At 50.6% G+C, this 25,862-nt stretch carries 21 protein-coding genes, 1 tRNA gene and 2 pseudogenes; 17 read left to right on the forward strand and 7 right to left on the reverse strand.

Annotated elements, in window-relative coordinates; genetic code table 11:
• The first annotated feature begins 17 nt into the window (after positions 1-17).
• Genes Z042_RS11910 through Z042_RS11925 form a run of 4 tightly spaced genes read left to right on the forward strand, consistent with a single transcriptional unit; the run spans position 18 to position 4,563 of the window.
• Positions 18-356: an STAS domain-containing protein gene (locus Z042_RS11910; protein ID WP_024913440.1), complete on the forward strand. Its 339-nt coding sequence runs from the start codon at positions 18-20 to the stop codon at positions 354-356.
• 17 nt (positions 357-373) lie between these two features.
• Positions 374-826: an ATP-binding protein gene (locus Z042_RS11915; protein WP_024913441.1), complete on the forward strand. Its 453-nt coding sequence runs from the start codon at positions 374-376 to the stop codon at positions 824-826.
• 40 nt (positions 827-866) lie between these two features.
• Positions 867-2,747, forward strand: a complete 1,881-nt coding sequence (locus Z042_RS11920; protein ID WP_024913442.1) for a diguanylate cyclase domain-containing protein — start codon at positions 867-869, stop codon at positions 2,745-2,747.
• A gap of 37 nt (positions 2,748-2,784) precedes the next feature.
• Positions 2,785-4,563 (forward strand): sensor domain-containing diguanylate cyclase, encoded by a 1,779-nt coding sequence (locus Z042_RS11925; protein ID WP_024913443.1) that lies wholly within the window; start codon positions 2,785-2,787, stop codon positions 4,561-4,563.
• A gap of 34 nt (positions 4,564-4,597) precedes the next feature.
• On the opposite strand, the gene Z042_RS11930 is transcribed toward Z042_RS11925, so the two are convergent.
• The 6 genes and pseudogenes from Z042_RS11930 to Z042_RS11955 form a co-directional block, all read right to left on the reverse strand.
• Positions 4,598-7,285 carry a response regulator gene (locus tag Z042_RS11930; protein ID WP_081758466.1) on the reverse strand — a complete coding sequence of 896 codons (2,688 nt, stop codon included), beginning with the start codon at positions 7,283-7,285 and terminating at the stop codon, positions 4,598-4,600.
• An 8-nt stretch (positions 7,286-7,293) separates the two neighbouring features.
• Entirely contained in the window at positions 7,294-7,725 is a 432-nt protein-coding gene (locus Z042_RS11935) for a hypothetical protein (protein WP_024913445.1), read from the reverse strand.
• A gap of 249 nt (positions 7,726-7,974) precedes the next feature.
• Positions 7,975-9,204, reverse strand: a complete 1,230-nt coding sequence (gene alr / locus Z042_RS11940) for an alanine racemase (protein WP_024913446.1) — start codon at positions 9,202-9,204, stop codon at positions 7,975-7,977.
• A 753-nt stretch (positions 9,205-9,957) separates the two neighbouring features.
• Positions 9,958-10,800 carry an ETX/MTX2 family pore-forming toxin gene (locus tag Z042_RS11945; RefSeq protein WP_024913447.1) on the reverse strand — a complete coding sequence of 281 codons (843 nt, stop codon included), beginning with the start codon at positions 10,798-10,800 and terminating at the stop codon, positions 9,958-9,960.
• Between the two features lie 869 nt (positions 10,801-11,669).
• Positions 11,670-11,802: pseudogene (locus Z042_RS26595) on the reverse strand (transposase); the annotation flags it as partial.
• A 59-nt stretch (positions 11,803-11,861) separates the two neighbouring features.
• Positions 11,862-11,936: transfer RNA gene (locus Z042_RS11955), tRNA-Arg, on the reverse strand.
• Positions 11,937-12,335: 399 nt separating this feature from the next.
• Here Z042_RS11955 and ccmA point away from each other — a divergent pair.
• The 10 genes and pseudogenes from ccmA (at position 12,336) to mlaA (ending at position 19,891) form a co-directional block, all read left to right on the forward strand.
• Complete coding sequence (gene ccmA / locus Z042_RS11960; protein WP_024913448.1) at positions 12,336-12,968, forward strand: cytochrome c biogenesis heme-transporting ATPase CcmA; 633 nt, start codon at positions 12,336-12,338, stop codon at positions 12,966-12,968.
• On the forward strand, positions 12,968-13,627 hold the full coding sequence (gene ccmB, locus Z042_RS11965) for a heme exporter protein CcmB (RefSeq protein ID WP_024913449.1): 660 nt from the start codon (positions 12,968-12,970) through the stop codon (positions 13,625-13,627). Before ccmA ends, ccmB begins: the two co-directional genes overlap by 1 nt.
• A gap of 114 nt (positions 13,628-13,741) precedes the next feature.
• Complete coding sequence (locus Z042_RS11970; RefSeq protein ID WP_024913450.1) at positions 13,742-14,479, forward strand: heme ABC transporter permease; 738 nt, start codon at positions 13,742-13,744, stop codon at positions 14,477-14,479.
• Positions 14,476-14,709: a heme exporter protein CcmD gene (ccmD, locus tag Z042_RS11975; protein ID WP_024913451.1), complete on the forward strand. Its 234-nt coding sequence runs from the start codon at positions 14,476-14,478 to the stop codon at positions 14,707-14,709. Before Z042_RS11970 ends, ccmD begins: the two co-directional genes overlap by 4 nt.
• Positions 14,706-15,200: a cytochrome c maturation protein CcmE gene (gene ccmE, locus Z042_RS11980; protein WP_024913452.1), complete on the forward strand. Its 495-nt coding sequence runs from the start codon at positions 14,706-14,708 to the stop codon at positions 15,198-15,200. The genes ccmD and ccmE overlap by 4 nt, the downstream gene beginning before the upstream one ends.
• Positions 15,197-17,167, forward strand: coding sequence for a heme lyase CcmF/NrfE family subunit (locus Z042_RS11985; protein ID WP_024913453.1), 1,971 nt, complete (start codon positions 15,197-15,199; stop codon positions 17,165-17,167). Before ccmE ends, Z042_RS11985 begins: the two co-directional genes overlap by 4 nt.
• A complete protein-coding gene (locus Z042_RS11990; RefSeq protein WP_024913454.1) occupies positions 17,164-17,715 on the forward strand; it encodes a DsbE family thiol:disulfide interchange protein in 552 nt (183 codons plus the stop codon). Before Z042_RS11985 ends, Z042_RS11990 begins: the two co-directional genes overlap by 4 nt.
• The gene (locus tag Z042_RS11995) at positions 17,712-18,167 is read left to right on the forward strand and encodes a cytochrome c-type biogenesis protein (RefSeq protein WP_024913455.1); all 456 of its coding nucleotides are present in this window, start codon (positions 17,712-17,714) and stop codon (positions 18,165-18,167) included. The genes Z042_RS11990 and Z042_RS11995 overlap by 4 nt, the downstream gene beginning before the upstream one ends.
• Positions 18,167-19,024, forward strand: a pseudogene (gene ccmI, locus Z042_RS12000) (c-type cytochrome biogenesis protein CcmI); the annotation flags it as partial. The gene Z042_RS11995 and the pseudogene ccmI, both read left to right, overlap by 1 nt.
• Before the next feature lie 105 nt (positions 19,025-19,129).
• The gene (gene mlaA / locus Z042_RS12005) at positions 19,130-19,891 is read left to right on the forward strand and encodes a phospholipid-binding lipoprotein MlaA (protein ID WP_024913456.1); all 762 of its coding nucleotides are present in this window, start codon (positions 19,130-19,132) and stop codon (positions 19,889-19,891) included.
• 88 nt (positions 19,892-19,979) lie between these two features.
• Here mlaA and fadL read toward each other — a convergent pair whose 3' ends face one another.
• Entirely contained in the window at positions 19,980-21,314 is a 1,335-nt protein-coding gene (gene fadL / locus Z042_RS12010; RefSeq protein ID WP_037406925.1) for a long-chain fatty acid transporter FadL, read from the reverse strand.
• 407 nt (positions 21,315-21,721) lie between these two features.
• On the opposite strand from fadL, the gene Z042_RS12015 reads away from it, so the two are divergent.
• From Z042_RS12015 to fadJ, 3 genes are all read left to right on the forward strand, one after another.
• Entirely contained in the window at positions 21,722-22,015 is a 294-nt protein-coding gene (locus Z042_RS12015) for a YfcZ/YiiS family protein (protein WP_024913458.1), read from the forward strand.
• Between the two features lie 189 nt (positions 22,016-22,204).
• Positions 22,205-23,515, forward strand: coding sequence for an acetyl-CoA C-acyltransferase FadI (gene fadI / locus Z042_RS12020; protein WP_024913459.1), 1,311 nt, complete (start codon positions 22,205-22,207; stop codon positions 23,513-23,515).
• Complete coding sequence (gene fadJ, locus Z042_RS12025; RefSeq protein WP_037406929.1) at positions 23,515-25,668, forward strand: fatty acid oxidation complex subunit alpha FadJ; 2,154 nt, start codon at positions 23,515-23,517, stop codon at positions 25,666-25,668. The genes fadI and fadJ overlap by 1 nt, the downstream gene beginning before the upstream one ends.
• Positions 25,669-25,862: the final 194 nt, after the last annotated feature.

The raw sequence follows: 25,862 nt of genomic DNA on the forward strand, positions 1-25,862 counted from the left end.
GTGATTAAGGAGTGATTATGAACTTTGATGTTCAGTCTGAGAACGGGATCGAGATTATTGTTCCTCTGGTACGCCGCCTGGATGCTTCGGTGGCGGTGGTGTTCAAAGAAGAAATCCTGTCTTTCATTCAGCAGGGTAAACACTACATTCTGCTGGATTTCAATCAGGTCGATTTTATTGACAGTAGTTGTCTGGGTGCCCTGGTATCGCTGCTCAAGACGCTTAATGGCCGTGGTGAATTAGCCATGTGCTCATTGAACAGCAATATCCAGCACATGTTCAAACTGACGCGGATGGACAGAATTTTCACTATTGGTGACGACCGTGCGTCGACGCTAAAAACACTGACTCGCTGAAACAGGGTTATAGCCGTATGGCAAGCGTCAGCACTACACTGAGTTTACCAGCATCGCTGGAGAGCCTGGCAGAGCTGAGCAATGCGTTGTATGACTTTGTTGCTCCTTTTGCGCTGGGCTCGGCACTGGTTTATCAGGTTGATCTGGCTTCCTGTGAAGCCTTTACCAACATCGTCAAGCACGCAGTGAACTATGATGATAGTCAGGAGGTTATCATTACGTTGAGTAATGATGGCCATTGCCTGACGTTAACGCTGTCTGATGCGGGTATCGCGATCCCTGATAAGGTTTTACGCGAGTTGGAGCATCCATCAAGCCTTTCGCCCGATCCACTGGTTCACTCCAGTTGGCCGGAGGGGGGAATGGGGCTGATCTTGATTCAGTCCATGATGGATAGCGTCAGCTACGAAACGGAAAATGGGCGCAATATTCTAAGTTTAACCAAACAGTTACCCAGTGAGCACGCGTGAGTATTTTCCTTTTCTCATGCGGGAATGGTCTGGAGCTTTTATGATCGAGCCTTGCCGCTCTGCCAATGAACCGCTGCACCAGCGGGCAGTAGTAGACTCGCTTCTCATTCTGGACAAAAACGCGCAGGGAAAACTGGATCGGATCACGCGGCTTGCCGCTAGCTACTTTGGCGTGCCCGTTGCGCTGGTTTCGCTGATTGATCGCGAACGCCAGTGGTTCTTATCGAGTTTTGGCCTAGAGGTGCAAGAGACATCAAGCAAGGATTCGTTCTGCGTTCACGCCATTTTGCAGAAAGACACCTTGGTGGTGCCGGATACGGCCAGCGATGCGCGTTTTTCCGCTCATCCACAGGTCACCGGCGGGCTCGGGATTGGTTTTTACGCGGGGCAACCTCTGTTGTCACTTGCGGGGGTGCCGCTGGGGACTTTGTGTATCCTTGACCAACAATCTCGCACTTTCTCTGCGGAGCAGGTGGCGGACCTGCGCGATTTTGCGGCGATCGTTGAGGAATATCTGCACGGTATCGAACGCAGTATTTACACCGAAAGCCTTAAGTCGGACCTGGAACGCACCGAAGCTCTGTTTGAGCAGACTTTTTCTCAGGCGGCGGTGGGGATGGCGTTGGTATCACTTAAAGGGCAGTGGCTGCGAGTTAATCCACGCCTGTGCGAGATGTTAGGTTATAGCGAACAGGAATTGCTGGAACGGACGTTTCAGGAGATTACGCATCCTGACGATCTGGACAAGGATTTGGGGGTATTGCGGCGGTTATTGGCAAATGAAATCTCCACCTGCTCAATGGAAAAACGTTATTTCCGTTCTGATGGGGCGATTGTGTGGGTGCAGCTGACGGTTTCCTTAAACCGCCTGCCGGAAGGAACTCATCACCATTTTATTTCCGTGGTGGTGGATATTACGGAGCGCAAAGTCGCGGAAAATAATCTGCGCACGTTGCAGCATGAACTGGAAGATCGGGTCATTCTGCGCACTCAAGAATTAAATGTGGTGGTGAACAAGCTGAATCTGGAAATTGAGAACCGGGTGAGTGCTCAACACCAGCTCAATGCAGAAAAAGAGCGTTTACGCGCCATCACGGACAATATGCCTGCGCTGATCAGCCAAGTCGGCCCTGATGAGATCTATCAGTTTGCCAACAGTGCGTATCAGCGCTGGTTTGGCCTTGATGAAGCCTCACTGAAGAAAATGACATTACGGCAGTTTGTCGGGGAAAGCGCTTACCTTGAGGCTAAGCCGATGATCGAACAGGCGTTGCAGGGGAAGAGTGTCTGTTTTGAGCATGAATTGCAGGCGCTGAGCGGTAAGCTGTTGATTCATACCACGCTGGTGCCTGGTGAAACCCAAGGTTTCTATATTTTGTCGATGGATATCAGCGAGCTTAAACGGTTGCAGCGGCGGCTGGAATATGATGCATCGCACGATATGCTGACCGGTTTACCTAACCGGCGGGCATTTCTCAGTCAGCTGGCGCTGAGCATGGAGGAATGTACCAATACTAAACCCTCAATGGCTTTACTGTTTATCGATCTGGATGGGTTCAAACAGATTAATGATACTTTTGGGCATGATTTTGGCGATGCTGTTTTAAAGACCTTTGCCAAATTGCTCAACGGCTGTATCCGTAACCAGGGCTTTGTTGCCCGTTTGGCTGGGGATGAGTTCACTGCCATTCTTTGGCACCTGACGGAACCACAGGCAGAAGTGGAGCGTTATTGTAAAGAGATATTTATGCAATTGGCAGAGCTGCACAGCATTGCTGAGCGGCAAATCACAATCTCTGTCAGCATTGGCGTTGCGATGTATAGCGGTGATGGCACAACCGCGAAAGAACTGCTGAGGCAAGCTGATACCGCGATGTATCGCGCGAAATTGGCGGGCAAGGGCAGATATTTCATCTATTAAGCAAAGGTTTGCGGTAAACAGGTAAGGGATGGTAGGTATGTTGAGACAACTTAGCAAAGATGAAGAAACTCGGCTGGCATCACTGGATGCTCTGGAAGCCTTGGGGGGCGCGCACGATGATGCCCTCCATAATATTCTTGATATTGCCTGTATGCTGCTCAATCTACCTGGATGTTTTATCTATCTTTTTGGTTCCAAAAGAACATGGATTAAAGCCAAGAGAAACGTTGCGCTTGCAGAGATAAACTATGATAGCCCGCTGTTTAATTTTGTTCGCTACAGCGGCCATGAGCTGATTTGTGAAGATACGTTGAAAGACGATCGTTTTGCCGCCGATCCGATGGTCAGTGGAGCAACGCCGATCCGTCAGTTTATTGCAGCCCCGTTGCGCACCAGTGAAGGGTATGTCATTGGCGCAGTTTGTAAAATCAGCAGCAAGCCTGGCCCTTTCTCCGCGTTCAAAATGGAGCTGCTGAATAATATATCCACGATGGTTATGGAGCGGATCGAAGCGCAGAGCGAAGTGGGTTTAGTTGATGCGGTGACGCATTTTCCTAACCGGCAGCGGTTGATGGGGGATATTAAACAGCTCTCACCGGACCATGGCGAGTTTGTACTTATCCTGATTGATACCCTTGATATCAAATATGTTTATGAGATGGCCCGTTCATTTGGCATGGCCGAGGTAGAAAGTGTTCTGAATGATATAGGCTACTTTCTAAAGACCACGTTTATGAATGAGCAGATGATCTACGCTATTTCATTCGGGCGCTTTGCCATTATATTGAATGCGGGGGAATTAAACCGTTATATGGAATATATGGAGAACTTCGCCGATCGGATACAGCGTGAAGTTCGCAGCATTGTGCCACTGAAACTGGATTTTTATGCTGGCTATGTGTGGTTCTCCGCCTCTAACGCTAACCCGCCTGAACTTTTACGCATGGCGACCAGCGCATTGCATGACTCTATTGATGAACGGGTCACTATTTCCGCCTACAGTGAATCCAAAGATGCGATCCGCAAATTTAAATTCAATATACTGAACGATCTGGCTGAAAGCCTGAATCAGCAAAGCGGGCTGTACCTGGTGTTTCAACCTAAGGTCAGCCTGGCGACGCGCAAAATTATCGGTGTAGAAGCCTTGCTCCGCTGGCAGCATCCTACGCTGGGTGAGGTTCAGCCCGATGATTTTATTCCGATGGCGGAAAGTACATCGCTGATCAAACTGTTGACTGAGTTTGTTATTGTGCGTTCGGTCGCAGAAGCAAAACGATTACGTCAGTTAGGGATCACCATTCCGGTTTCCATTAATATCAGCGCCAACAATTTTGCCGAGCGGAATTTTGCCGAGAAACTGGATCATCTGGTGCGGGACGGCGGCCTGTTACCGCAGGATATTGAGATTGAGTGCTTGGAAACACAGCGAATCCTGGAAAGCACCGAGGCGTTGGCCTGTGTGAAAGCCTTGCGCCGCAAGGGGTATGCGATCGCACTGGATGATTTTGGCACGGGCTACAGCAATCTTAATTACTTACGTAATATTCCGGCCGATCTGATTAAAATCGATCGCTCATTAATCGAGAATCTGAAATCGGATAGTGATAGCCGCATTATTGTCGAAAGCCTGATTAATATGCTGCATATGCTGAACTATACCGTGTTGGCTGAAGGGGTTGAAGATCGGGAAACCCTGAATTATCTGGAGCAATACCAGTGCGATATTATTCAGGGGTATTTCTATTCCCCGCCCATGATGTTGGAGAAATTGATTACGCTGATCGAAGCAGAGCAGAATGGCACCTTGGCATCATGACTCTAAGGTTTTTCGCGCAACCTTAACGTGCTTCTCATCGAGCTGCCGCAAGCGCGGTCTGCAACTGTTGGCATAATGCATCCAGGCCGCTGTTTTGCGCCATAATGCCGGGCAAATTACCGGCCATTGCCGCCTGTTCTATCTGAACCAATCTGTTTTCCAGCGGGCTGCACACAAAGTGCAGGCATTCGCCTTTTAGCTGATGGGCGCTGCGCCGGATCGCATCAAAATCCTGTTTTTCTATCGCGTTATTCAGCGTGGCTAACAGAGACGGTAATTCTTCGATAAAGATGGTCACCAGCTCATTAAATAACGTTTCATCGTCATTTAACTGCGCCAGCGCTTGTGGGTAATCGAAGATGGGCGGTTCGGGCCTTTCCTGGCTGGCATTGCGTACCCGCTGAATTTCCGCCGCCAGATTTTCCAGCAAGATAGGTTTACTGATGTAGCCGTCAAAACCATAGCTTAAACACATTTCCCGGTCGCCTTTCATGGCGTGCGCGGTCATGGCGATGATCGGCTGGTGTTTCCCCGGCTGCTGCTTTTCTTGGGTGCGGATATGTTGGACGGCCTCGATCCCGCCCATTTCCGGCATTTGCAGATCCATCAGAACCACATCGTAATAACCCTGTTCCAATTTTTGCAGAGCCAGTTTGCCATTGCCTACAACGTCGGAAGTATGGCCTAGCTTACGGATGAAATTGATCGCTAATTGTTGATTAATAAGATTATCTTCAGCAATCAGAATATGGTAACCCTGCATCAGCACTGGCGCTGGTTCACCGATCGCTGGCCGGTGTTGTTGGGGATCATCGGGCAGCAGGGTACGGATGATCGCCTCTTGCAGTTCGGCGGCATCAATGGGCTTGGTCAGAAAACTCGATACCCCGACTTTTTTCAGAACGGCGGTATCTATCCGGTTACCCATAGAACTGAGCATGATCAATTTACATTGGCGCAGGCTGGGCGTGGACATAATTTCCAGCGCCAAGGCCATGCCATCCATCTCTGGCATTTGTGAATCCAGCAGGATCAAAGGAAAGCGCTGGCCAGTAGCCAATAATTCCAATGCTGCGCGGCCAGAGTTCACCGTGTGCGGCTTGAACCCCATATTGCGCAGCATGTCGAACAGCAACCGCAGGTTGGTTTCATTGTCATCCACCACCAGAACGGCCGTATCCACCAAGGCTTTCGGCAATGCAATGACCGTGCGTGCGGGGCTCACGTCGGCATCGGCGTTAACCGGCAGGGAAAAGTAAAAGCAACTACCGTGCCCAGGCTGGCTGGATACCTGTAGCTTGCCCCCCATCATGCCAACCAGGCGGGCAGAAATGGTCAGCCCCAGCCCGGTTCCGCCGTATTTGCGCGTTGTTGAACTGTCGGCCTGGCTGAACGATTCGAAGATCAGGGCCTGTTTATCTTCGGCAATGCCAATGCCGGTATCGGTAATACTGAACGTCAGCATACCGGGGGGAGATAATGATGGCGCGATACGCAGCACCACTTCACCCTCGTTTGTGAATTTCAGGGCATTACCAATCAGATTGGTCAGGATTTGCCGCAAACGCAGGGCATCACTGTAGAGCATGGTCGGGACATCTGGATGAACATCCACAATCAGCTCAGGGCCTTTTTCAGTGAATTTGGACATTAAAGGCCGGGTGATTTCATGAATCAACGTCCGTAACGTGAAGAACTCAGGTTCCAGCACGATTTTCCCGGCCTCGATTTTTGAAAAATCAAGAATATCGTCGATGATCTTCAGTAATGCGCGTGCGGATGAATACACCATATTGATGTAATCCCGCTGCTCTTTAGTAAGATTGGTTTCCAGGCACAGTTGTGTCATGCCCAAAATACCGTTCATTGGGGTGCGGATTTCGTGGCTCATATTGGCCAGAAATTCACTTTTGGCCTGATTGGCCGCCTGGGCCAGTTCAACAGATTGCTGAAAGGATACTTCGGCCTGTTTGCGCTCGGTAATATCTTGCAATGTGCCGATTGCCCGTTGCACCTCTCCTTGTATCCCCAGGCTGGTGATCTGCCCTTGAATCAAGGCCCAGCGGTAATCACCGCTGTGATGTTTGATGCGCACCTCACAGTCAAACAGCGGCAAAATGGCATTATTCGCCTGCTGAAGGCAATGCATTAACAGCGGTAAATCATCAGGATGGAGCGCCCGTTGCCACAGGGCAGAGGTAAATTCATTGCTTTTGCGGCCAACGCCTAACAGCAGTAACAGCGCATCGTTAACCTGCAACCGGTCCTGAACGCATTCCCAATCCCAAATCCCAATGTGGGATGTTTCTGCGGCCAGAATGAAATCGTTATGTAATATCTGCCCAACATTGGCGATGTCGAGATAATGGCTGATATCGGTGTGCAGGCTGACAGTACCGCCACCGGGTATCCGGTGATGCTGCACGAACAGAGTGCGCTCTGGCAGCTTGCGGATTTCCTGATGACCATCCTGCCGGTAGTTATTGTGTATGGCATCGGCCAGATGTGACTTTTTCTGCGAGTGTGAAGGCTGATAGCTGGTATCAAGAACGATACTGATCACCTCGTTCATCGACATGCCTAAACGAAGCAGCCCCTGTAAGCCCGGGTAATATTCGGTTACTTTGCTATTCCAGTAGCACAGGCATTCTTCATGATCATAAACCAGCAGCGCGGCTTGGGTGGCATCCAGCGCGGGTAACAGAAGGTTATTTTTCATCATGTTCTTCTTTACTTGGCGTCATGATGCAGTTCTGCCTGGCGCCGCATGAATTCCAACCCTGGAGCCATAAAGATCGCCCATGCCGTGAGAACTTCCTCATCGCACAATGGGTCCAGATCGCGTACGGTTTGCAACACTGCGCGGCGCCAGTAGGCAAAAACGGAAGCCGGCAGGTTGAGACCATGTTCGCTTTGTTCTCGGGCCACGTGTTCTAAATAATCGGAAACAATGTAGGTTGTGGCGACGGACAGCATATAGAAAAAGGACTTATAGATTATTTTCTGTTGTTCCTGATGAAGCTGAGGATCGGGTAAGACATGAAGTTCCTGAGTGCTTTCGATAAACAGCGTATAGAAATGGGAAAAAAACGTATCCCCCTGATCGGCTGTTGTGATCCGGTCATAGCTGTCATTGAATAACGCTTCATAATTTGTGCTCATACCTTCTTCCCTCTGCCTTGACATGGTCCTTCTACGGCAGCTAATGACGTAGCCAACGCCGCTACCGCCAAAAGATCTGCCAAATGAACACGATGAAATCACCGTGTTCGCAAAACGTAAAGATACGCCATGTATTTTTTTACATGTAGAGATGGCGTCAGTTTTTCTTAAAATAGTCTAGTCGACAGCCAAAGATGCGCAAGAAGGGGGAAAATGGCAACGGCATTAGCCGCTGCCAGGTGATGTCAGTTAGTCAACCAGAACACGTTTATTGGTGGCCCCCCAGAGTATCGACATTTCGGTAAACAGCGCACCGCTAATATCTTCAACTTCCTCTGCGGTGATTTCCGCCTTGCCCTGTTTGCCAAAAAAGACGACTTCATCGCCTGGGTTGACATTGTTCAGCCCGGTGACATCCACCATCACGGTGTTCATGGATGTTTTACCCACAACCGGCACGCGCTGCCCCTGGATCAAAACATGGCCTGCATTGCTGAATACCCGACGATAGCCATCAGCATATCCCACCGGAATATTTGCTAGCACCGAGTCGCGTTTCAGGGTGTAGGTACGATCGTAACCCACGGTGTTGCCTTGCGGATAGTGATTCAGCGCGGCGATAGAGGATTTGAACGTCATGACGCGTAAATATTCCGTGCTGGCAATCGTATCGCCGTAAAATACCCCGCCAACGCGCACCAGATCGAGCCAGGATCCCGGCACGGTCAGCGTGGCAAAGGTGTTGGCAACGTGCAGAGTCACCGCATCACGCTTGAGCCCGGTAATATCCAGCACCTGCTTGGCTTGCTTATTGAAGCGGGCGAGATCTTTCTTTACCGCCGCCACATCTTCCTCTGGGTAATGAGACATGATGCCAACAATTTTCAGGTGACTTAAGGCCGAGATCGCTTTGGCTTCATTCAGGCCGGCGGCATTGCTGACCTCCAGCCCATTGCGGGACATACCGCCGGAGTTGAGTGCTAAATGGATGCGCAGCGTTTTCCCCTGCTGAGCGGCAATGGCATCCAGGCGTTTAGCCATATCCAGATTGCCGATCAGTTCTTCAACATCATAATCCGCTGCCTGGCGCATCTCTTGCTCGGTGGCATTTCTGACACGCATGAGGCGCCCGGTGAAACCCAGCTCACGCACGGTTTTCAGTTCCTGATTACTGGCGACGCCGATGCATTGAACATTGTTTTTCAGCATCACCGGCGTGACTAATGAAAGATCATGCCCGTAAGCATCTCCTTTTAAAATGGCACAGAGGGTGGATTTATTGCCCAGCAGTTTCTGAACTTTTTGTGTGTTGTATTCCAGTGCACGTTGTGAAATCTCAATCCTGGCATTATCCACGACTGCCGGTTGTATGCTGGCTGTAATAGGGAGTGAATCTGCAGTGGTAACGTGGGTTGGCTGTTGACAGGCGGTGAGGACTAACAGTGGTATTAACGCTAAATGACGTAAATGTACTGACATGCTAACTCCTAGCATAAATATAAAGACGAATCCCTGAACTGGATCAATGTTTTTAAAGATCATTGATGACAGGTGTTATACCGACAGGTGTTGTAGTGGAGCGTTGAGATATCGGCTTGATGCAATATACCTTAAACAACCTGCTGCGGGAGACTGAGTTTACGGAGGTGATGTCTTATTTTTGTAATAAATATGTGATAAACAAAATTAAGGCTCAATAGATAACGAAAATTTAAGTGACTGGCACCTCATTTGAGAGATCACCAGGTGGGTGATGAATGTTGACAACACCTATGCTTTATTTGGGCATATGGCTTCCATATTTATAATATGGGTAAGTTCTTTATAATAACCGTAGTTTACCAGCAAGAGGATATTTTATGTTTCTTGTGACTAACAGAAAGTTGAACGCCAGGGGCAAGGGGATTAAAAGTTTTGGCCTGACTCCGAATGAGTCGGGGCCAAACGAGCTGCGTTTAGTGTCGGTAGAGAAAAAGGGTGATGACTGGGAGGTGAATATAAGGAAAAGATGAAAATATCACCATCAGGCAGAATAAATATCCAAACAACCTGATTAAGCAGGGCACCCAAAATATGCCATTTATCACTTGTCGATGTTCAAGATAAGGGCGACCAGCTTTGGGCCCCCCTAGTCCTCTACCTTAGTGTGACAGAGTCATCGTGGCTCTTTCGATGTAACTCAGGTCTTTGAGTACAACGATCACCACGATGAGCATTAGCTGTTACACAGTATCAATTTACAGATTTTTGATCATATCGAGAAACAAATACTTCCTTTCTATCTGTGACGTCATAAATATGAATGAAGAAATCTATACCTTTCACTGCTGAAAAAGGTGATACGCCTACTTGTTTTACACCTCTCCCATATTGTGAAGCCGGAGCATATAACGTTTCAAATCCCTCTCTTTTTGATGGCTCTAAGACTTCAGTCGCTGACCCTAAATCAAGAGAATAGAATTGAACAGGTGGCTTTACAGTCTTATAATTAATCGAACCAAACAGCTCAGCTTCTAGTTTACTATTTCCTGATACAGACACTTTAGTGAATATATAATCAATTTTATATTTTTTCCCCGCAGGAATTTTTACATTGAATGAGTCTATTTTCCATTTTCTTGTAATAGTTTCCTCATGTTTTTCATCTGTGGACATAGAGTATTCAATACCAAGTGTATGAGTGACTCCACCTGAGGCAAACAATAGATTAAAATTGACATTTGCTTGAAATCCATAATTAAATACCCATCCTGTTCTATTCGTCGTCGATATCGTATCGCTGTGCGTATATTCATATCCTTGTGCTGGCAATTCAATATCATTGTTAAGTGAATTTTCTAATGTACTGCTGCTAATGGTCAATATGTCTTCTGTGACTTTAATCGTGTCTTGTATGCTCTCTCCTTTTATATCATGTTTAGACACAGTATGTTCCAGGTATTCGCTACCATCATTAAGCCCTTGAGCTGGAGTATTGGTATTTCTCAGCATACGTATCAGTTTATCACTAAGAGTATCACTAGCCTTGGGTGTTGCGGATAGTGTGGACGAATTCAATGCAGTATTAGTTTTCATAAATATCCTTTAAAGTTAATTTGTGTTAAGTGTTTTCGAGATTGCCTATATGCATGATAAAAGGCATACATTCAGCAGTGGGTTGGAACGGTAAGTTATAGATTGATCTCATTCTGAAAATGCATCCATAAGTTATATGATTAATTATGTTAAGTTTTCATTAAAAACCCTCTGTAAATCATAGTTATTGACAAAAACAAATATCTTCGATGTCTCTATATATTAATATTATAAATAATAATCTGCTAATGTTCATGTGATGAGTTTATTAAACGGTTTTTTATTTCATGCTTGATTTTTATAATTTAATATATTTCCTTTTAATTCTAACCTTTAATGTATTTAAGCCTATTTATTTTTTTGCGTTTTTTTAATTATTTTCGTGCTTATGAAATATCCGTTTGCTTTAAAATGTTATATCTTGACTTAAATCAGTGTATTTTTATGAAGTCATGATAATACATGGCAATAGTTATATCTGGTGTTTTTTTCATCAATGGAAGTAATAAAAATCAGAATTCAGTAGCGGTGCGATATTGGGGGGGATATAAATTATTTTTGATCAGTATTATAATGGTTTTAACATAATTGTATTTTTTCAACAGGAAGTGACTGAAAAATTACTCTGTGCGGTTTCTGAAAATTTTTACTTTAAAGTGCTAGTCAACAGATAAAATTGATAATACAGGATGGTTTCTAACCAGTTGTTCCAAATAGTAAATCACTTGAAGAGAACTCAGTCCGATATCAATCGCCTCAGTCAGATCGAGTGCCAGATTGTATTTGTCATCTCAGTCAATAGGTTTTCTCGCTGTTTTTTCCGAGCAGGTGGTGATACATCGGTGTTCTTTTAGCGCAGTATCGCAGCCAACCAACGTATTCTCATCAAGTATCTGAAGTAATATATTGAAAATAGAGTTTATTATTCCAGCCGGGCCATCGATTAAACCGGTCGTAAATCGTTTGCCAGTGACCATAACGTTCAGGTAGGGCCCTTCTAGGTAGAACACCCAAGATATGCCATCCATCATTTGCGGATAAATACAAGATGAGGCGGATTTTGGTGCCCCCGACTGGAATCGAACCAGTAACTAGCCCTTAGGAGGGGCTTGTTATATCCGTTTAACTACGGGGACGCAGTGATAAGGCACTCAACCCGATCGCCGGGCATTATACCTTTTTTTGCCCACAGAATAAGTCGTTAGCGGTGCGTTTGGTTATTCCATCACCAACAGTAGTGAATTTCATCTGATTTGAGGTTGTACCTGCCTTTCTCTAAACGTTAAGAGCCTATCCCAATGGCTCTTAGTGGGGTTATCTCTTTGAGGGTTTTCTCGCCCCTCGCCGCCATCTGCGAAGGCCATTTCCCCGTTCAAAAAAGCAACGCGATGTCAGCGCGGCGGATTTTTTCTACTCAACCTTGATCTGGGACGCAATATTACCTCTTATGGAGTAGATTCGTTGCGGGGTGCGGGCTACGAGCCCCATAGTGCTTATGTTATGATTCGGTATCCCAAAGAAAAGATGAGCCCCCTATGTTGGAAGCCAAAAATCTGAGCTGTGTGCGCGATGAACGCATTCTGTTTAGCGGGTTAAGTTTTGCGGTGAATCCAGGCGACATTATTCAGGTTGAAGGGGCGAACGGGGCGGGAAAAACCAGCCTGTTGCGTATTCTGGCGGGTTTGGCGCAGCCGGAGGGGGGCGAAGTGTTATGGCGTGGGCAAAATACGCTACGCCAGCGTGAACAGTATCATTCGGATCTGCTGTTTCTCGGCCATCAACCGGGGATTAAATCTATGCTGACCCCGTTTGAGAATTTGCAGTTTTATCAGGCGGTGCGCCAGCTTCCCGATCGTCAGGCCATCTGGCAGGCGTTGGAGCAGGTGGGGCTGACGGGGTATGAAGATTTGCCCGTGGCGCAGCTTTCTGCTGGCCAGCAGCGGCGTGTGGCGCTGGCCCGACTGTGGTTGAGCGATAGCCCGCTGTGGATACTGGACGAACCGCTTACGGCGATAGATAAGCAAGGGGTGGTGGAACTGACGGCGCTGTTTGAACAACATGCGCAGCAGGGCGGTCTGGTGCTGTTAACCACCCATCAGGATTTGACCGGGACGAAGCGGCCAGTGGGGAAGATTCGTCTGGCTACCAAAAGCGCGGAGATCGCCTGATGTTTTTCATCATACTGCGCCGGGAACTCAAACTGGCTTTTCGCAAAAGCGCTGAGATTGTGAATCCGCTGTGGTTCTTCCTGATTGTGATCACGTTGTTCCCATTAGGGATTGGCCCAGAGCCGCAATTGCTGGCGCGTATCGCGCCGGGGATCATCTGGGTGGCGGCGCTGCTGGCCTCGTTGCTGGCGCTTGAGCGCCTGTTCCGTGACGATTTTCTGGATGGTTCGCTGGAGCAGTTATTACTGCTACCAACACCGCTACCGATGGCGGTATTAGGCAAAGTCTGTGCGCATTGGCTCGTCACCGGGCTGCCGCTGCTGATCCTGTCGCCGCTGGTGGCGTTGCTGTTATCGCTGGATGTCCAAAGCTGGGTAGCAACGGCGCTGACCCTGTTGCTGGGAACGCCGACGCTGAGCCTGATTGGGGCTATCGGTGTGGCACTGACCGTTGGGCTGCGTAAAGGTGGTGTGCTGCTGAGCCTGCTGGTGCTGCCTTTGTACATCCCGGTGCTGATTTTCGCTACGGCGGCCATCAATGCGGCTTCTATGGGGATGCCGATTGACGGTTATCTGGCGATCCTGGGGGCTATGCTGGCGGGTAGCATAACGTTGGCCCCTTTCGCCACTGCGGCGGCGTTACGTGTGAGTGTGCATTAGTAAAAAATAGCGCGGGCCAATGCCATCAAGAGCCGGTTGCCGCGAGCAAGACTTGCGCTGCTTCGTGTTGAGGAGCAGTCACTGGATGACTTTTTACCATGGGTGATGACGACAATGTGGAAATGGTTACATCAATTTGCCCGGCCTGAACGGTTGTACCATGTTTGTGGCCGCTGGGTTCCCTGGCTGGGGATCGCCGGCGCTGTCTGTTTGCTGGTTGGCTGGATATGGGGCTTTGGCTTTGCTCCGAAAGATTATCAGCAGGGTGACAGTTTCCGCATTATGTACATCCATGTCCCTGCGGCAATCTGGTCAATGGGGGTCTATGCCTCCATGGCGATAGCCGCCTTTATCGGCCTGGTCTGGCAGATGAAAATGTCAGATACGGTGGTCGCCGCCATGGCCCCGGTTGGGGCGGTATTTACCTTTATTGCGCTGGTTACGGGTTCTGCCTGGGGCAAACCCATGTGGGGCACCTGGTGGGTATGGGATGCGCGCCTGACCTCTGAATTAGTGTTGCTGTTCCTCTATATGGGCATCATTGCGCTGTACAACGCCTTTGACGATCGTCGTCTGGCCGGGCGGGCGGCCGGTATTCTGGTGTTGGTCGGGGTGGTCAATCTGCCGATTATCCATTTCTCTGTTGAATGGTGGAACACCCTGCATCAGGGTTCGACCAATATGCAGCAGAGCATCGCACCAAGCATGCGTACTCCACTGCGTTGGGCGATCTTCGGTTATCTGTTGTTCTTTATCACACTGACATTAATGCGCTTGCGCAATCTGATCCTGAACCAGGAATGCCAGCGCCCGTGGGTGGCTGATTTGATCAATAAGGAGCGCCAATCATGAATGCTGCGTTCGATTCCTGGCAGACCTTCTTTGCCATGGGTGGCTATGCTTTTTACGTGTGGCTGGCGGTGGCGGCCACGTTACTGCCGCTGTTAGGGCTGGTTTTTCATACTTTCTGGCAGCGTAAACAGTTGCTGGATGAAGTCAGCCGCCGCCAGGCGCGTGAACAGCGTATTCGCCAGTCACAACGGTCAAAGCAGGCCGCCGATGCGTGGGGGAAATCATCATGAATCCACGTCGTAAAAGCCGCCTTTATCTGGCGATTCTGGTGTTACTCGGGGTAGTGCTGACCGCCACGCTGGTGCTGTATGCGCTGCGTTCCAATATCGATCTGTTTTATACCCCTGGTGAGATCCTGCAAGGCAAAGGCGAGCAGCATGAAAAGCCAGAGGTTGGGCAGCGCCTGCGTATTGGCGGCATGGTGATGCCAGGCTCGGTGAAACGCGATCAACAAAGCTTGCAGGTGAGTTTTAAAGTGTATGACGCCAAAGGGGCGGTTGAGGTGACCTACGAAGGCATTCTGCCGGACTTGTTCCGTGAAGGGCAGGGCGTGGTGGCTCAGGGGGTATTGGGCGCAGGGAATGTGGTGAATGCCCGCGAAGTGTTGGCTAAGCACGATGAAAAATACACGCCGCCAGAAGTCGCTGAGGCAATGAAAGACAATCACCAAGGCCCGGCTGAGATCTATGCTACCCCGCAAAATGGGGGCAACAAGTCATGATGCCAGAAGTCGGGAGCTTTCTGCTGTGTCTGGCGCTGGCGATTTCGCTGTTACTGAGTATTTACCCGCAATGGGGAGCCGTGCGCCGGGATCAGCGCATGATGGCGGTGGCCCGCCCCTTGACTTATGGCCTGTTTGCCGCCATTGCGCTGGCATTTCTCTGCCTGATTCACGCTTTTATCACCCATGATTTCACCGTTGCCTATGTGGCCGCCAACTCCAACACGCAATTGCCGGTGTACTACCGCATTGCCGCTACTTGGGGAGCGCATGAAGGTTCATTACTGCTATGGGTGTTGTTGCTGAGCTGTTGGTCGCTGGCGGTGGCCCTGTGCAGCCGCAGCATACCGCAGGATGCGGTAGCGCGTGTGCTTGCGGTGATGGGGATGATCACCGCCGGCTTTTTGCTGTTCATCATCATGACCTCAAACCCGTTTAGCCGCACGCTGCCAAACTTCCCGATAGATGGCAGCGATCTTAACCCGTTGTTGCAGGATGTCGGGCTGATCTTCCATCCACCACTGCTGTATATGGGCTACGTCGGTTTCTCGGTGGCGTTTGCTTTCGCCATTGCTTCGCTGATGGCCGGGCGGCTCGATACGGTTTGGGCGCGTTGGTCGCGCCCTTGGACGATGGCGGCCTGGGTATTCCTGACCATGGGCATCGTGCTGGGTTCAGCCTGGGCCTATTATGAGCTGGGCTGGGGCGGCTGGTGGTTCTGGGACCCGGTAGAAAACGCCTCCTTTATGCCGTGGCTGGTGGGAACGGCTTTGATTCACTCGCTGGCGGTGACCGAGAAACGCGGCAGTTTCAAAGCCTGGACGGTATTGCTGGCGATTACCGCTTTCTCGCTGTGTCTGTTGGGTACTTTCCTGGTGCGCTCCGGCGTGCTGGTTTCCGTACACTCGTTCGCTTCCGATCCGGCGCGTGGCATGTTTATTCTCGCTTATCTGGTGATTGTCATCGGTGGTTCGTTGTTGCTGTATGCAGTAAAGGGCGGGCAGGTGCGTAGCCGGGTGCAGCATGAAACGTTCTCTCGGGAAACTTTTCTGCTGAGTAACAACGTGTTGCTGATTGCCGCCATGTTGGTGGTATTGCTGGGTACATTGTTACCCTTAGTGCATAAACAGTTGGGCTTGGGCAGTATTTCCATTGGTGAACCGTTCTTCAATACCATGTTCACCTGGCTGATGGCGCCGTTGGCGCTGTTGTTGGGGATTGGCCCGCTGGTGCGCTGGCGCCGTGACGAACCCAGCAAGCTTTGGCGCCGTTTGGGAGCGGCTTTGGTGGTCACATTGTTGCTGTCGATCCTGCTGCCCTGGCTGTTGCAGGACAGCATTGTTGGCATGACGGTGGTTGGGCTGATGATGGCAATCTGGGTGATTGTGCTGACGTTAATGGAACTGCACGAGCGCGCTACCCATCGGCACGGTTTCTGGCGCGGTTTGGCCCAGCTTTCCCGCAGCCACTGGGGCATGGTTTTGGGCCATTTGGGCGTGGCGGTGACGGTGGTTGGCATCGCTTTCAGCCAGAATTACAGCGTAGAACGCGATGTACGCATGAAAGTGGGGGATAGCGTGGCAGTGCGTGATTATCACTTCACTTTTCGCGATGTTCATGACGTTCGCGGCTCAAACTATACCGGCGCGGTCGGGATTATTGATGTGACTCGTCATGGTAAACCAGAAGCAACGCTGCATGCGGAAAAACGCTACTACAACGTGGCACGCAGTATGATGACCGAAGCGGCCATCGACGGTGGCCTGACGCGCGATCTGTACGCCGCATTGGGCGAAGAGTTAAACGACGGCTCATGGGCGGTGCGGCTTTACTACAAGCCTTTTGTCCGCTGGATCTGGTTCGGTGGGGTGTTTATGGCGCTGGGCGGTCTTTTATGTATGCTCGATCCGCGCTACCGCATGAGTAAAAAACGCAAACATGAAGCCCATCGAGAGGAGCAGGCATGAACCGTAAACTGCTGTTTATTCCGTTAGTCTTATTCTTGCTGCTGGTCGCCGCATTGTTGGTGCAACTGACGCGCAATGCCGGTGGCGAAGATCCGACCATGCTGGAGTCAGCGTTGATCGGCAAACCGGTGCCCGTGTTTAAACTGGAATCGCTTGAACAACCTGGTAAAACGTTCGATCAGTCAGCGTTGCATGATGGTAAACCGCTGTTGCTCAACGTGTGGGCGACCTGGTGCCCCACCTGCCGTGCAGAACATGAATATCTTAACACCCTGGCTGCGCAAGGGGTACGGGTTGTCGGGCTGAACTATAAGGACGATCGTGCCAAAGCGATAGCCTGGCTGAATCAGTTAGGGAATCCTTATGCTCTGAGCCTGTTTGACGGCGATGGCATGCTGGGGCTGGATCTCGGTGTTTATGGTGCGCCGGAAACGTTTCTGATCGACGGTGACGGCATTATTCGCTATCGCCACGCTGGGGATATGAACGAACGCGTCTGGCAGCAGGAAGTCTTACCGTTATACCGCCAATACGGGGGGAAAGCATGAGGCTGATGATGCTCATGTTGGCTGCGTTGCTGAGCTGGGGCGCGGCGGCGGCTATCGACACCTACACATTCAGTTCGCTAGAGCAGGAACAGCAGTATCGTGAACTGACAGAGCAGCTACGTTGCCCAAAATGCCAGAACAACAGTATTGCCGATTCCAACGCCATCATCGCAACGGATATGCGTGCCAAAGTGTATGAACTGATGATGCAAGGGCAAAGCAAACAGCAAATTACGGATTATATGGTGGCGCGCTATGGCAACTTTGTCACCTATGAACCCCCAGTGACGCCAGCGACGCTGATCCTGTGGATTGGGCCATTGTTGTTTGTATTGATTGGTGGGGGCGTTGTGGTACTACGTGCTCGCCGCCGGGGAAATGAAGAATTCTCTGAGCAGGAGCAACGGCGCCTTACCGCACTGTTGAAAGAGACGGATAGGGAGAAATCCTAATGGTTTTTTGGCTGATGATTACTGTACTGCTGATCGGAGCTGCTGCTTTGCTGGTGGTGCCGGTACTGCGTCAGGGTAAAGAAAACAGTGCAACCAGCCGTGATGCGCTGAATAAAGCATTTTATCAGGATCGCCTCAGTGAGCTGGAACAAGATGAACAGCAGGGCGTGGTGGCAGAACGGCCTGAACTGATCAAAGAACTGCAACAGAACCTGTTGCAGGATATTCCCGGCCAGCAGGAGGAACAGGCGCAACCGATCAATCGTTGGGCGCTGGTGCCTGGTGTGCTGCTGCTGGCGGTGGTGTCAGTAGGGCTTTATCTGAAAACCGGTGGATGGGTTCAGGTTAATGCTTGGCATCAGGTAGAATCCCAACTGCCTGAATTGCGTAAGCGCGTGGCTGATGAGCGCGCCCAGCCACTGACTCAGGAAGAGATCGCCCGTCTTGGCTTGGGGGTGCGCACTGCGTTACAGACCGATGACAGAAATATCAATGATTGGATGCTGCTTGGCCGTATCGGTATGGTGTTGAATAATGCCACCACCGCTACGCAGGCTTTTGCCCGTGCTTATCGCTTAGATCCCACTAATATGGATGTGCGCCTGGGGTATGCCGATGTGCTAACACGCTCCAGCGATCCGCAAGATAATCAGCAAGCCACTGAGATCTTGCGCAAGATGGCTGCGGAAGATCATACTAATATTCGTGTGTTCAGCTTGTTGGCGTTTAATGCGTTTGAACAGGGCGATTACCCGCAGGCTATCTCTGCCTGGCAGATGATGTTGAAATTGTTACCGGCGGGTGATTCACGCAGTGAAATCATCAAGCGCAGTATTGAACAAGCAAAAATACAGGCAGAAGAATAAACTGTTAAACTTGTTGTTAATATAAGGGAAGGTCAGTGTCCCGATAGGCAAACAGGCCTCTGACAAAAAATTAAACAGGTTTTCATGGAGAAAAATATGAACGTTCGCCTGACTGGGCTGGCTTTCGCAACGGTACTTCTGGTGGGCTGTGCCAGCTCGCCGGGTAATGATCCGCATGAGCGTTCTGATCCCTTTGAAGGTTTCAACCGGGCGATGTTTAATTTCAACTTCAACGTGCTGGATCCTTATGTGCTGCGCCCTGTCGCGGTGGTATGGCGTGATTATGTGCCGATGCCTGCGCGTAATGGCTTGGGTAACTTCACTTCCAACCTGGAAGAACCAGCCAGTATGGTGAACGAATTCCTGCGCGGTAACCCATATCAAGGCATGATCCACTTCAACCGTTTCTTCCTGAACACGTTGCTGGGTATGGGAGGATTGATCGACGTCGCAGGGATGGCGAACCCGAAACTGGCACGTGAAGAGCCGCGCCGCTTCGGTGGGACGCTGGGTAATTACGGTGTGGGTTATGGCCCTTATGTCCACCTGCCGGTTTATGGCAGCTTTACCCTGCGTGAAGATGGTGGGGACTGGGCAGATAGCGTTTATCCGGTGTTAAGTTATCTGACCTTCTGGATGTCGGCAGGTAAATGGGTAGTGGAAGGGGTCGAGACGCGAGCGCAACTGCTGGATTCTGACGGCCTGCTGAGAAACTCTTCCGATCCTTACCTGATGTCGCGTGAAGCCTACTTCCAACGGCATGATTTCCTGGCGCGTGGTGGCGTACTCAAACCGGAAGAAAATCCGAATGCCAAAGCGATTCAGGATGAATTAGGCGAGATTGATTCGTCAAATTAATCAGCGTTTACCTCTCACGCAGTGGGGGTAGCAACCAACGGTATAAAAAAAGCGCCTCTCAAGGCGCTTTTTTTGGTATGGAAGAAGATTAGAAACGGTAGTTGAAGTTAGCACCGTACAACCAGGCTGAACCTTCGGATTCGAAGGTATAAGGGCCTTCGTTGATGGTCACTTTCTGGCCATGCATGTAGGCGATACCAACATCGACAGAAGCATCCTTATTGAATGCGTAGGTGGTACCTGCACTTAACCAGGTGCGGTTCTGATCCGGGATTGAGATAGAACGGTTGGCGGCAGGAACTGGGGTCTGATCGAAGGCGACACCGGTACGGAAGGTCCAGTTATCGTCATAGAAATACGTGGTACCCAGTGCCATACGGTAAGCATCACGGAAACCTTCATGTTTCTGGAACAGAGTCTGACCATTGTTATCAACGGCTCTCAGCTCCTGGAACTGGCTCCAACTGGTGTAAGCCATGCTGTAGTGGATTGCCCACTGTGCAGCCACTTTGTTATAGCCTGAGACTTCCCACATTTCTGGCAGATTGAGTTCAAGAGAACCAGGAACGGTCTGGCCGCTGGTGCCGACAGGTAAACCTACCGGGCCCAGCAGTGGATTGAACTGGGCAGGCAGATTACTTCTGTAATCACCGTCAAAATCGATTTTTATTTTAGAACGATAGGTGAAGCCGTAACGGTTGTTGTCATCCACCTGATACAGAATACCCGCATGCCAGCCGTAGCCCCACTTAGTCCCTTCAAGATGGGTAATCTGAGTGTTGGCCGGGATTGAGGCGATTTGGGCTGCCTGCTGCGGCGTTAATTGCCCGGTTTGTAAACCTTGGCCAGCAATCAGTAGCGGCAGATCACCGGCAGTACGTGAAATTTCCGCATCTGCGTAAACGGCATCAACACCAAGACCGAAGCTGAAGTTCTGGTTCAGACGGTAAGCCGCATTCAGGCTGAGGTTCAGCGTGGTGAGATCGGTTTTTCCCCCAACAGAACCTGCCGGGTAGCTATCACTGAATTCTGTTGACAGACCATAGTTACTGACCACGGAACCACCCACAGCCCATTGTTCATTCAATGGGTGCACATAGTGCAAATTTGGTACCCAAGCGGTTGGTGCGATGTTTTTCGCATCCAGGCTGGCACCTGAGGGTGAAGTGCCGGAAATATCAACATCAGGGTTAATGAAGACGGCGCCCGCAGAAATCGTCGGGCGGTCAAACATCATCATGGTTGCTGGGTTACGGCTGGCAGAGGCTGCTGAATCTGCCATTGCGCCTTCACCAGAATAAGCACGCCCCAGGCCCACTGAAGAAAATTCATTCAGCTGGAATCCTGCGGCATACACGTTTGAAGAGATAATCGCCACTGCAGCTGCAAGAGCTGACTTAGTGAATAGGTTTTTCTGGCTCATGACCAAAACCTCATTTTATGTTTTTAATTAAATTATGTTACAACGCGTAACAATGAAAAATAATTGTAGAGGTCTGTTCGTAATTAGACAAATCAGACCAGTGGTAGAATTATAGGTCCGACCTGTTGGTTTGTTGCAAGTTTGTTTTTTGAATATGTCAAAAATGATATCAAAAAAGAGATCTGCATTACAAAAATGGGATGAATAATAGAAACTCAGCCGTTGTTGAGTGGGACGGGCAGCGATTTATACCTGTAATTTCCATGAGTTAAAGCACTTATAAAAAGTAAGGCTAGTGATTGCTTTACCCTAAGCGTAAAATAACGCCAGTATTTTGTTTATTTACAGCCGGATCATAAACGGTTATTTGGGCAAGCTTGAATGCGGCCCGCGAGGAGAGTGTAAACATGTCAGATGCTAATAAATGCAGTGCTCAGGAAACCGCAGCTTGTTGCTGTATGGACGTTGGAACGGTGATGGATAATACCGATTGTACCGCTTCCTACAGCCAGGTATTTGCGCATCAGCAAGATGCTGAGGAAACTTTGGCCGCCTTGACCGAAAAAGCACGTAGCGTTGAATCCGATCCGTGTGACATCAGCAGTAGCCTGAAACCGGTTAAGGGGGGCGTGCAATTGGATATTGATTTTACTTTCGCCTGCCAGGCTGAAACGCTGATCTTCCAACTCGGCCTGCGTTAATTTCTTTTTCAGACCTGCGCAGGGCCTCCTGCGCGGGTTATCCAGCCTCCATTCCGCCGGAAAGTTGTCCCTGCTCGCAGTTTTCACTTTTGCTGATTTGCCAAGTGTAACCATTTAGTTAACAATTAACTGATCAGGTCAGACCTCTTTTGTCCGTTATTTTGACGGTCTATTTATTCAGGAGCGTTTATGAGTAAGGCATTGCCGCTGATTACCCGTCATGGTGATCGTATCGCTATTATTAATGGATTACGCACACCTTTCGCCAAACAGGCGACCGCTTATCATGGGCTCCCCGCTGTCGATCTCGGCAAAATGGCGGTCAGCGAGTTGTTAGTCCGTAGCGCTGTTGCCCCGGAGTTGATCGAACAACTGGTCTTTGGCCAAGTGGTACAAATGCCCGAAGCGCCCAATATTGCGCGGGAAATTGTCCTCGGTACCGGCATGAGTGTGCATACCGATGCCTATAGCGTTTCGCGTGCTTGCGCCACCAGCTTCCAGGCGATTGCCAATGTGGCCGAAAGCATCCTGGCGGGCAGTATCAGCATCGGGATTGCCGGTGGTGCAGATTCTTCTTCGGTGCTGCCGATTGGCGTTAGCAAAGCATTGGCGCGCACGCTGGTGGACGTCAACAAGGCGCGCACGTTGCCACAACGCCTGAAACTGTTCAGCAAACTTAAATTCCGCGACTTGATGCCGGTGCCACCGGCAGTGGCGGAGTATTCTACCGGCCTGCGCATGGGCGATACCGCAGAGCAAATGGCGAAAACCCACGGCATCAGCCGTGAGCAGCAGGATGCTTTGGCCCATCGTTCACATCAGCTTGCTGCCAAAGCCTGGGAGCAAGGGCTGCTGCGTGATGAGGTGATGACGGCCTACGTTCCCCCTTATAAAACGCCGCTGGCTGAAGACAATAACATTCGCAAAGATTCCAGTCTGGAATCCTATGCCCGGTTGAAACCGGCATTCGACCGCAAACACGGCAGCGTAACGGCGGCCAACAGTACCCCATTGACTGACGGAGCGGCAGCCGTATTGCTGATGAGTGAATCCCGTGCCAAAGAACTCGGGTTACAGCCGCTGGGGTATTTGCGCAGCTTTGCTTTTGCTGCCATTGATGTTTGGGAAGATATGCTGCTTGGCCCCTCTTATGCCACGCCGCTGGCGCTGGATCGCGCTGGGGTTACCTTGGCGGATCTCACCTTGATTGACATGCATGAAGCTTTTGCCGCACAAACGTTGGCTAACCTGAAAATGTTTGCCAGCGTTGAATTTGCCCAACAGAAACTGGGCCGTGAACAGGCGATTGGTGAGGTGGATATGGAAAAATTCAACGTATTGGGCGGTTCGATTGCCTACGGTCACCCGTTTGCTGCCACAGGGGCACGCATGATTACCCAGATGCTGCATGAACTCAAACGGCGCGGCGGTGGCTTGGGGCTGGCAACGGCCTGTGCTGCCGGGGGATTGGGTGCGGCGATGATCGTGGAGGTGGAGTGATGAGCTTCGAGAATGCATTGCACGAACAGCGCGCGGCCACCTCGGCATTTCATTTCATGCTGCGCCCGGACAATATTGGCGTCATCACCATTGATGTTCCTGGGGAAAAGGTCAACACGCTGAAAGCAGAGTTTGTTGCGCAGGTGAATGCGGTATTGCTCAAAGCGCAGCAATTCAGCGCATTGGAAGGGCTGGTGATTGTGTCTGGCAAACCGGACTCCTTCATCGCCGGTGCCGATATCACTATGATTGCCGCCTGTACCAGTGCCCAGGAAGCCGAAGCGCTGGCTAAAAAAGGGCAGAGCACGTTGGCACAGATTGCCGCGTTCCCGGTGCCGGTTGTTGCCGCTATTCACGGAGCTTGTCTGGGTGGTGGATTGGAACTGGCATTAGCCTGCCATGGCCGCGTGTGTTCGTTGGATGATAAAACGGTGCTCGGCTTGCCGGAAGTGCAATTGGGCTTATTGCCCGGTTCCGGTGGAACACAGCGCTTGCCGCGCCTGATTGGCGCAAGTTTGGCATTGGATATGATCCTGACCGGCAAACAGATTCGGGCCCGGCAGGCTTTGCGCATGGGGTTGGTGGACGATGCGGTGCCTCAGTCGATTTTGTTGCAGGCCGCCATTGAACGCGTGAAGCAAGGCTGGAAATCCCAGCGTCAACTGCCGTGGCGGGAGCGTTTGCTCAACGGCCCGTTGGGTAAGAATCTGCTGTTTAGCATCGTGCATAAAAAAACGCTGGCGAAAACCCACGGTAATTATCCGGCGGCTGAGCGCATTATCCAGGTCGTGCGTATCGGCTTGGATCAGGGCAGCGATAGCGGTTATGAAGCAGAAGCCCGCGCGTTTGGTGAACTGGCAATGACGCCACAATCCGCAGCCTTGCGCAGCCTGTTCTTTGCTTCCACTGCGCTGAAAAAAGAGCGCGGAAGCGATGCACAACCTCGTGCGTTGCAGCGCATTGGCGTGCTGGGTGGTGGCCTGATGGGCGGTGGGATTGCCTGTGTAACGGCTACCCGTGGCGGTTTACCGGTACGCATCAAAGATGTGAATGAGCAGGGTATCAATTATGCGCTGAAATATACGTGGGATTTGCTGGGAAAACGGGTGCGCAGCAAGCGTATGCGCCCGGCAGAACGCCAAAAGCAGATGATGCTGATTTCCGGCTCAACGGATTATAGTGGTTTTGAACGTGTCGATATGGTGATTGAAGCGGTGTTTGAAGATCTCGCCCTCAAGCAGCAGATGGTGGCAGACATTGAACAGCATGCGGCCCCCCATACCGTGTTTGCCTCCAACACTTCATCTCTGCCCATCAGCCAAATTGCTGCCCAGGCCGCCAGGCCGCAACAGGTTATCGGCCTGCATTACTTCAGCCCGGTGGACAAAATGCCGCTGGTGGAAGTGATCCCGCATGCCACCACCAGTGAAGAAACCATTGCCACCACCGTCGCGCTGGCGCAAAAACAGGGTAAAACGGCGATTGTGGTAGCCGATCGTGCCGGTTTTTATGTCAACCGCATTCTGGCTCCTTATATTAATGAAGCGGCGCGCTGTCTGCTGCAAGGTGAGCCGATCGAATCATTGGATCACGCCTTGGTAGACTTCGGCTTCCCGGTCGGGCCAATTATGCTCTTGGATGAGGTCGGAATTGATGTCGGTACCAAAATTATTCCGATCTTGACCGCCGAACTAGGGCCGCGTTTTGCCGCCCCGGCGGCGTTTGATGCGGTGCTGAAAGATGGCCGTAAAGGGCGCAAGAATGGCCGTGGTTTTTATCTTTATCCGGCCAAAGGGGGCCAACGTCAACGGCGTAAGCGTGAAGATAGCAGCATTTATGCGCTGCTGGGGGTCACCGCTAAAGCCCATATACAGCATGCAGAGATTGCTCAACGTTGTGTGATGTTGATGCTGAACGAAGCGGCACGCTGCCTGGATGAAGGGGTGATCCGCAGCGCGCGTGATGGCGATATTGGCGCGGTATTCGGCATTGGTTTTCCACCGTTCCTGGGCGGCCCTTTCCGCTATATGGATGAGCTTGGTGCGGAAAAAGTGGTAAAAACTTTGCGCCACCTGCAACAACAGCATGGTGAATATTTTGCCCCCTGTGAACGCTTGCAGCGTATGGCGGAGCAGGGGGAGCGTTTTTATTAGCCTAAGCATGGTAGCCCGGTTTGCGCTACAGTTTGATCAGGGCCATATTGTGATCGTCATCACTCCTTGTCATTCCAAATGCTGTACAGGGGGAAAAGGGAGGGGTAACGTAGCATACCGATGATGAGTGAAGCTCTTGGCCTTATAAGGGAATTCATCGTGCTTGGGTTGAGTTTTAACCTGTTGAATTGACT

The sequence above is a fragment of the Chania multitudinisentens RB-25 genome, assembly GCF_000520015.2.
Lineage (GTDB): Bacteria > Pseudomonadota > Gammaproteobacteria > Enterobacterales > Enterobacteriaceae > Chania > Chania multitudinisentens.

Excerpts from the sequence above, each read along its gene's own strand:
- Z042_RS11910 (WP_024913440.1), top strand. The coding sequence starts at position 18 with ATGAACTTTGATGTTCAGTCTGAGAACGGGATCGAGATTATTGTTCCT.
- Z042_RS11915 (WP_024913441.1), top strand. The coding sequence starts at position 374 with ATGGCAAGCGTCAGCACTACACTGAGTTTACCAGCATCGCTGGAGAGC.
- Z042_RS11920 (WP_024913442.1), top strand. The coding sequence starts at position 867 with ATGATCGAGCCTTGCCGCTCTGCCAATGAACCGCTGCACCAGCGGGCA.
- Z042_RS11925 (WP_024913443.1), top strand. The coding sequence starts at position 2,785 with ATGTTGAGACAACTTAGCAAAGATGAAGAAACTCGGCTGGCATCACTG.
- Z042_RS11930 (WP_081758466.1), bottom strand. The coding sequence starts at position 7,285 with ATGATGAAAAATAACCTTCTGTTACCCGCGCTGGATGCCACCCAAGCC.
- Z042_RS11935 (WP_024913445.1), bottom strand. The coding sequence starts at position 7,725 with ATGAGCACAAATTATGAAGCGTTATTCAATGACAGCTATGACCGGATC.
- alr (WP_024913446.1), bottom strand. The coding sequence starts at position 9,204 with ATGTCAGTACATTTACGTCATTTAGCGTTAATACCACTGTTAGTCCTC.
- Z042_RS11945 (WP_024913447.1), bottom strand. The coding sequence starts at position 10,800 with ATGAAAACTAATACTGCATTGAATTCGTCCACACTATCCGCAACACCC.
- ccmA (WP_024913448.1), top strand. The coding sequence starts at position 12,336 with ATGTTGGAAGCCAAAAATCTGAGCTGTGTGCGCGATGAACGCATTCTG.
- ccmB (WP_024913449.1), top strand. The coding sequence starts at position 12,968 with ATGTTTTTCATCATACTGCGCCGGGAACTCAAACTGGCTTTTCGCAAA.
- Z042_RS11970 (WP_024913450.1), top strand. The coding sequence starts at position 13,742 with ATGTGGAAATGGTTACATCAATTTGCCCGGCCTGAACGGTTGTACCAT.
- ccmD (WP_024913451.1), top strand. The coding sequence starts at position 14,476 with ATGAATGCTGCGTTCGATTCCTGGCAGACCTTCTTTGCCATGGGTGGC.
- ccmE (WP_024913452.1), top strand. The coding sequence starts at position 14,706 with ATGAATCCACGTCGTAAAAGCCGCCTTTATCTGGCGATTCTGGTGTTA.
- Z042_RS11985 (WP_024913453.1), top strand. The coding sequence starts at position 15,197 with ATGATGCCAGAAGTCGGGAGCTTTCTGCTGTGTCTGGCGCTGGCGATT.
- Z042_RS11990 (WP_024913454.1), top strand. The coding sequence starts at position 17,164 with ATGAACCGTAAACTGCTGTTTATTCCGTTAGTCTTATTCTTGCTGCTG.
- Z042_RS11995 (WP_024913455.1), top strand. The coding sequence starts at position 17,712 with ATGAGGCTGATGATGCTCATGTTGGCTGCGTTGCTGAGCTGGGGCGCG.
- mlaA (WP_024913456.1), top strand. The coding sequence starts at position 19,130 with ATGAACGTTCGCCTGACTGGGCTGGCTTTCGCAACGGTACTTCTGGTG.
- fadL (WP_037406925.1), bottom strand. The coding sequence starts at position 21,314 with ATGAGCCAGAAAAACCTATTCACTAAGTCAGCTCTTGCAGCTGCAGTG.
- Z042_RS12015 (WP_024913458.1), top strand. The coding sequence starts at position 21,722 with ATGTCAGATGCTAATAAATGCAGTGCTCAGGAAACCGCAGCTTGTTGC.
- fadI (WP_024913459.1), top strand. The coding sequence starts at position 22,205 with ATGAGTAAGGCATTGCCGCTGATTACCCGTCATGGTGATCGTATCGCT.
- fadJ (WP_037406929.1), top strand. The coding sequence starts at position 23,515 with ATGAGCTTCGAGAATGCATTGCACGAACAGCGCGCGGCCACCTCGGCA.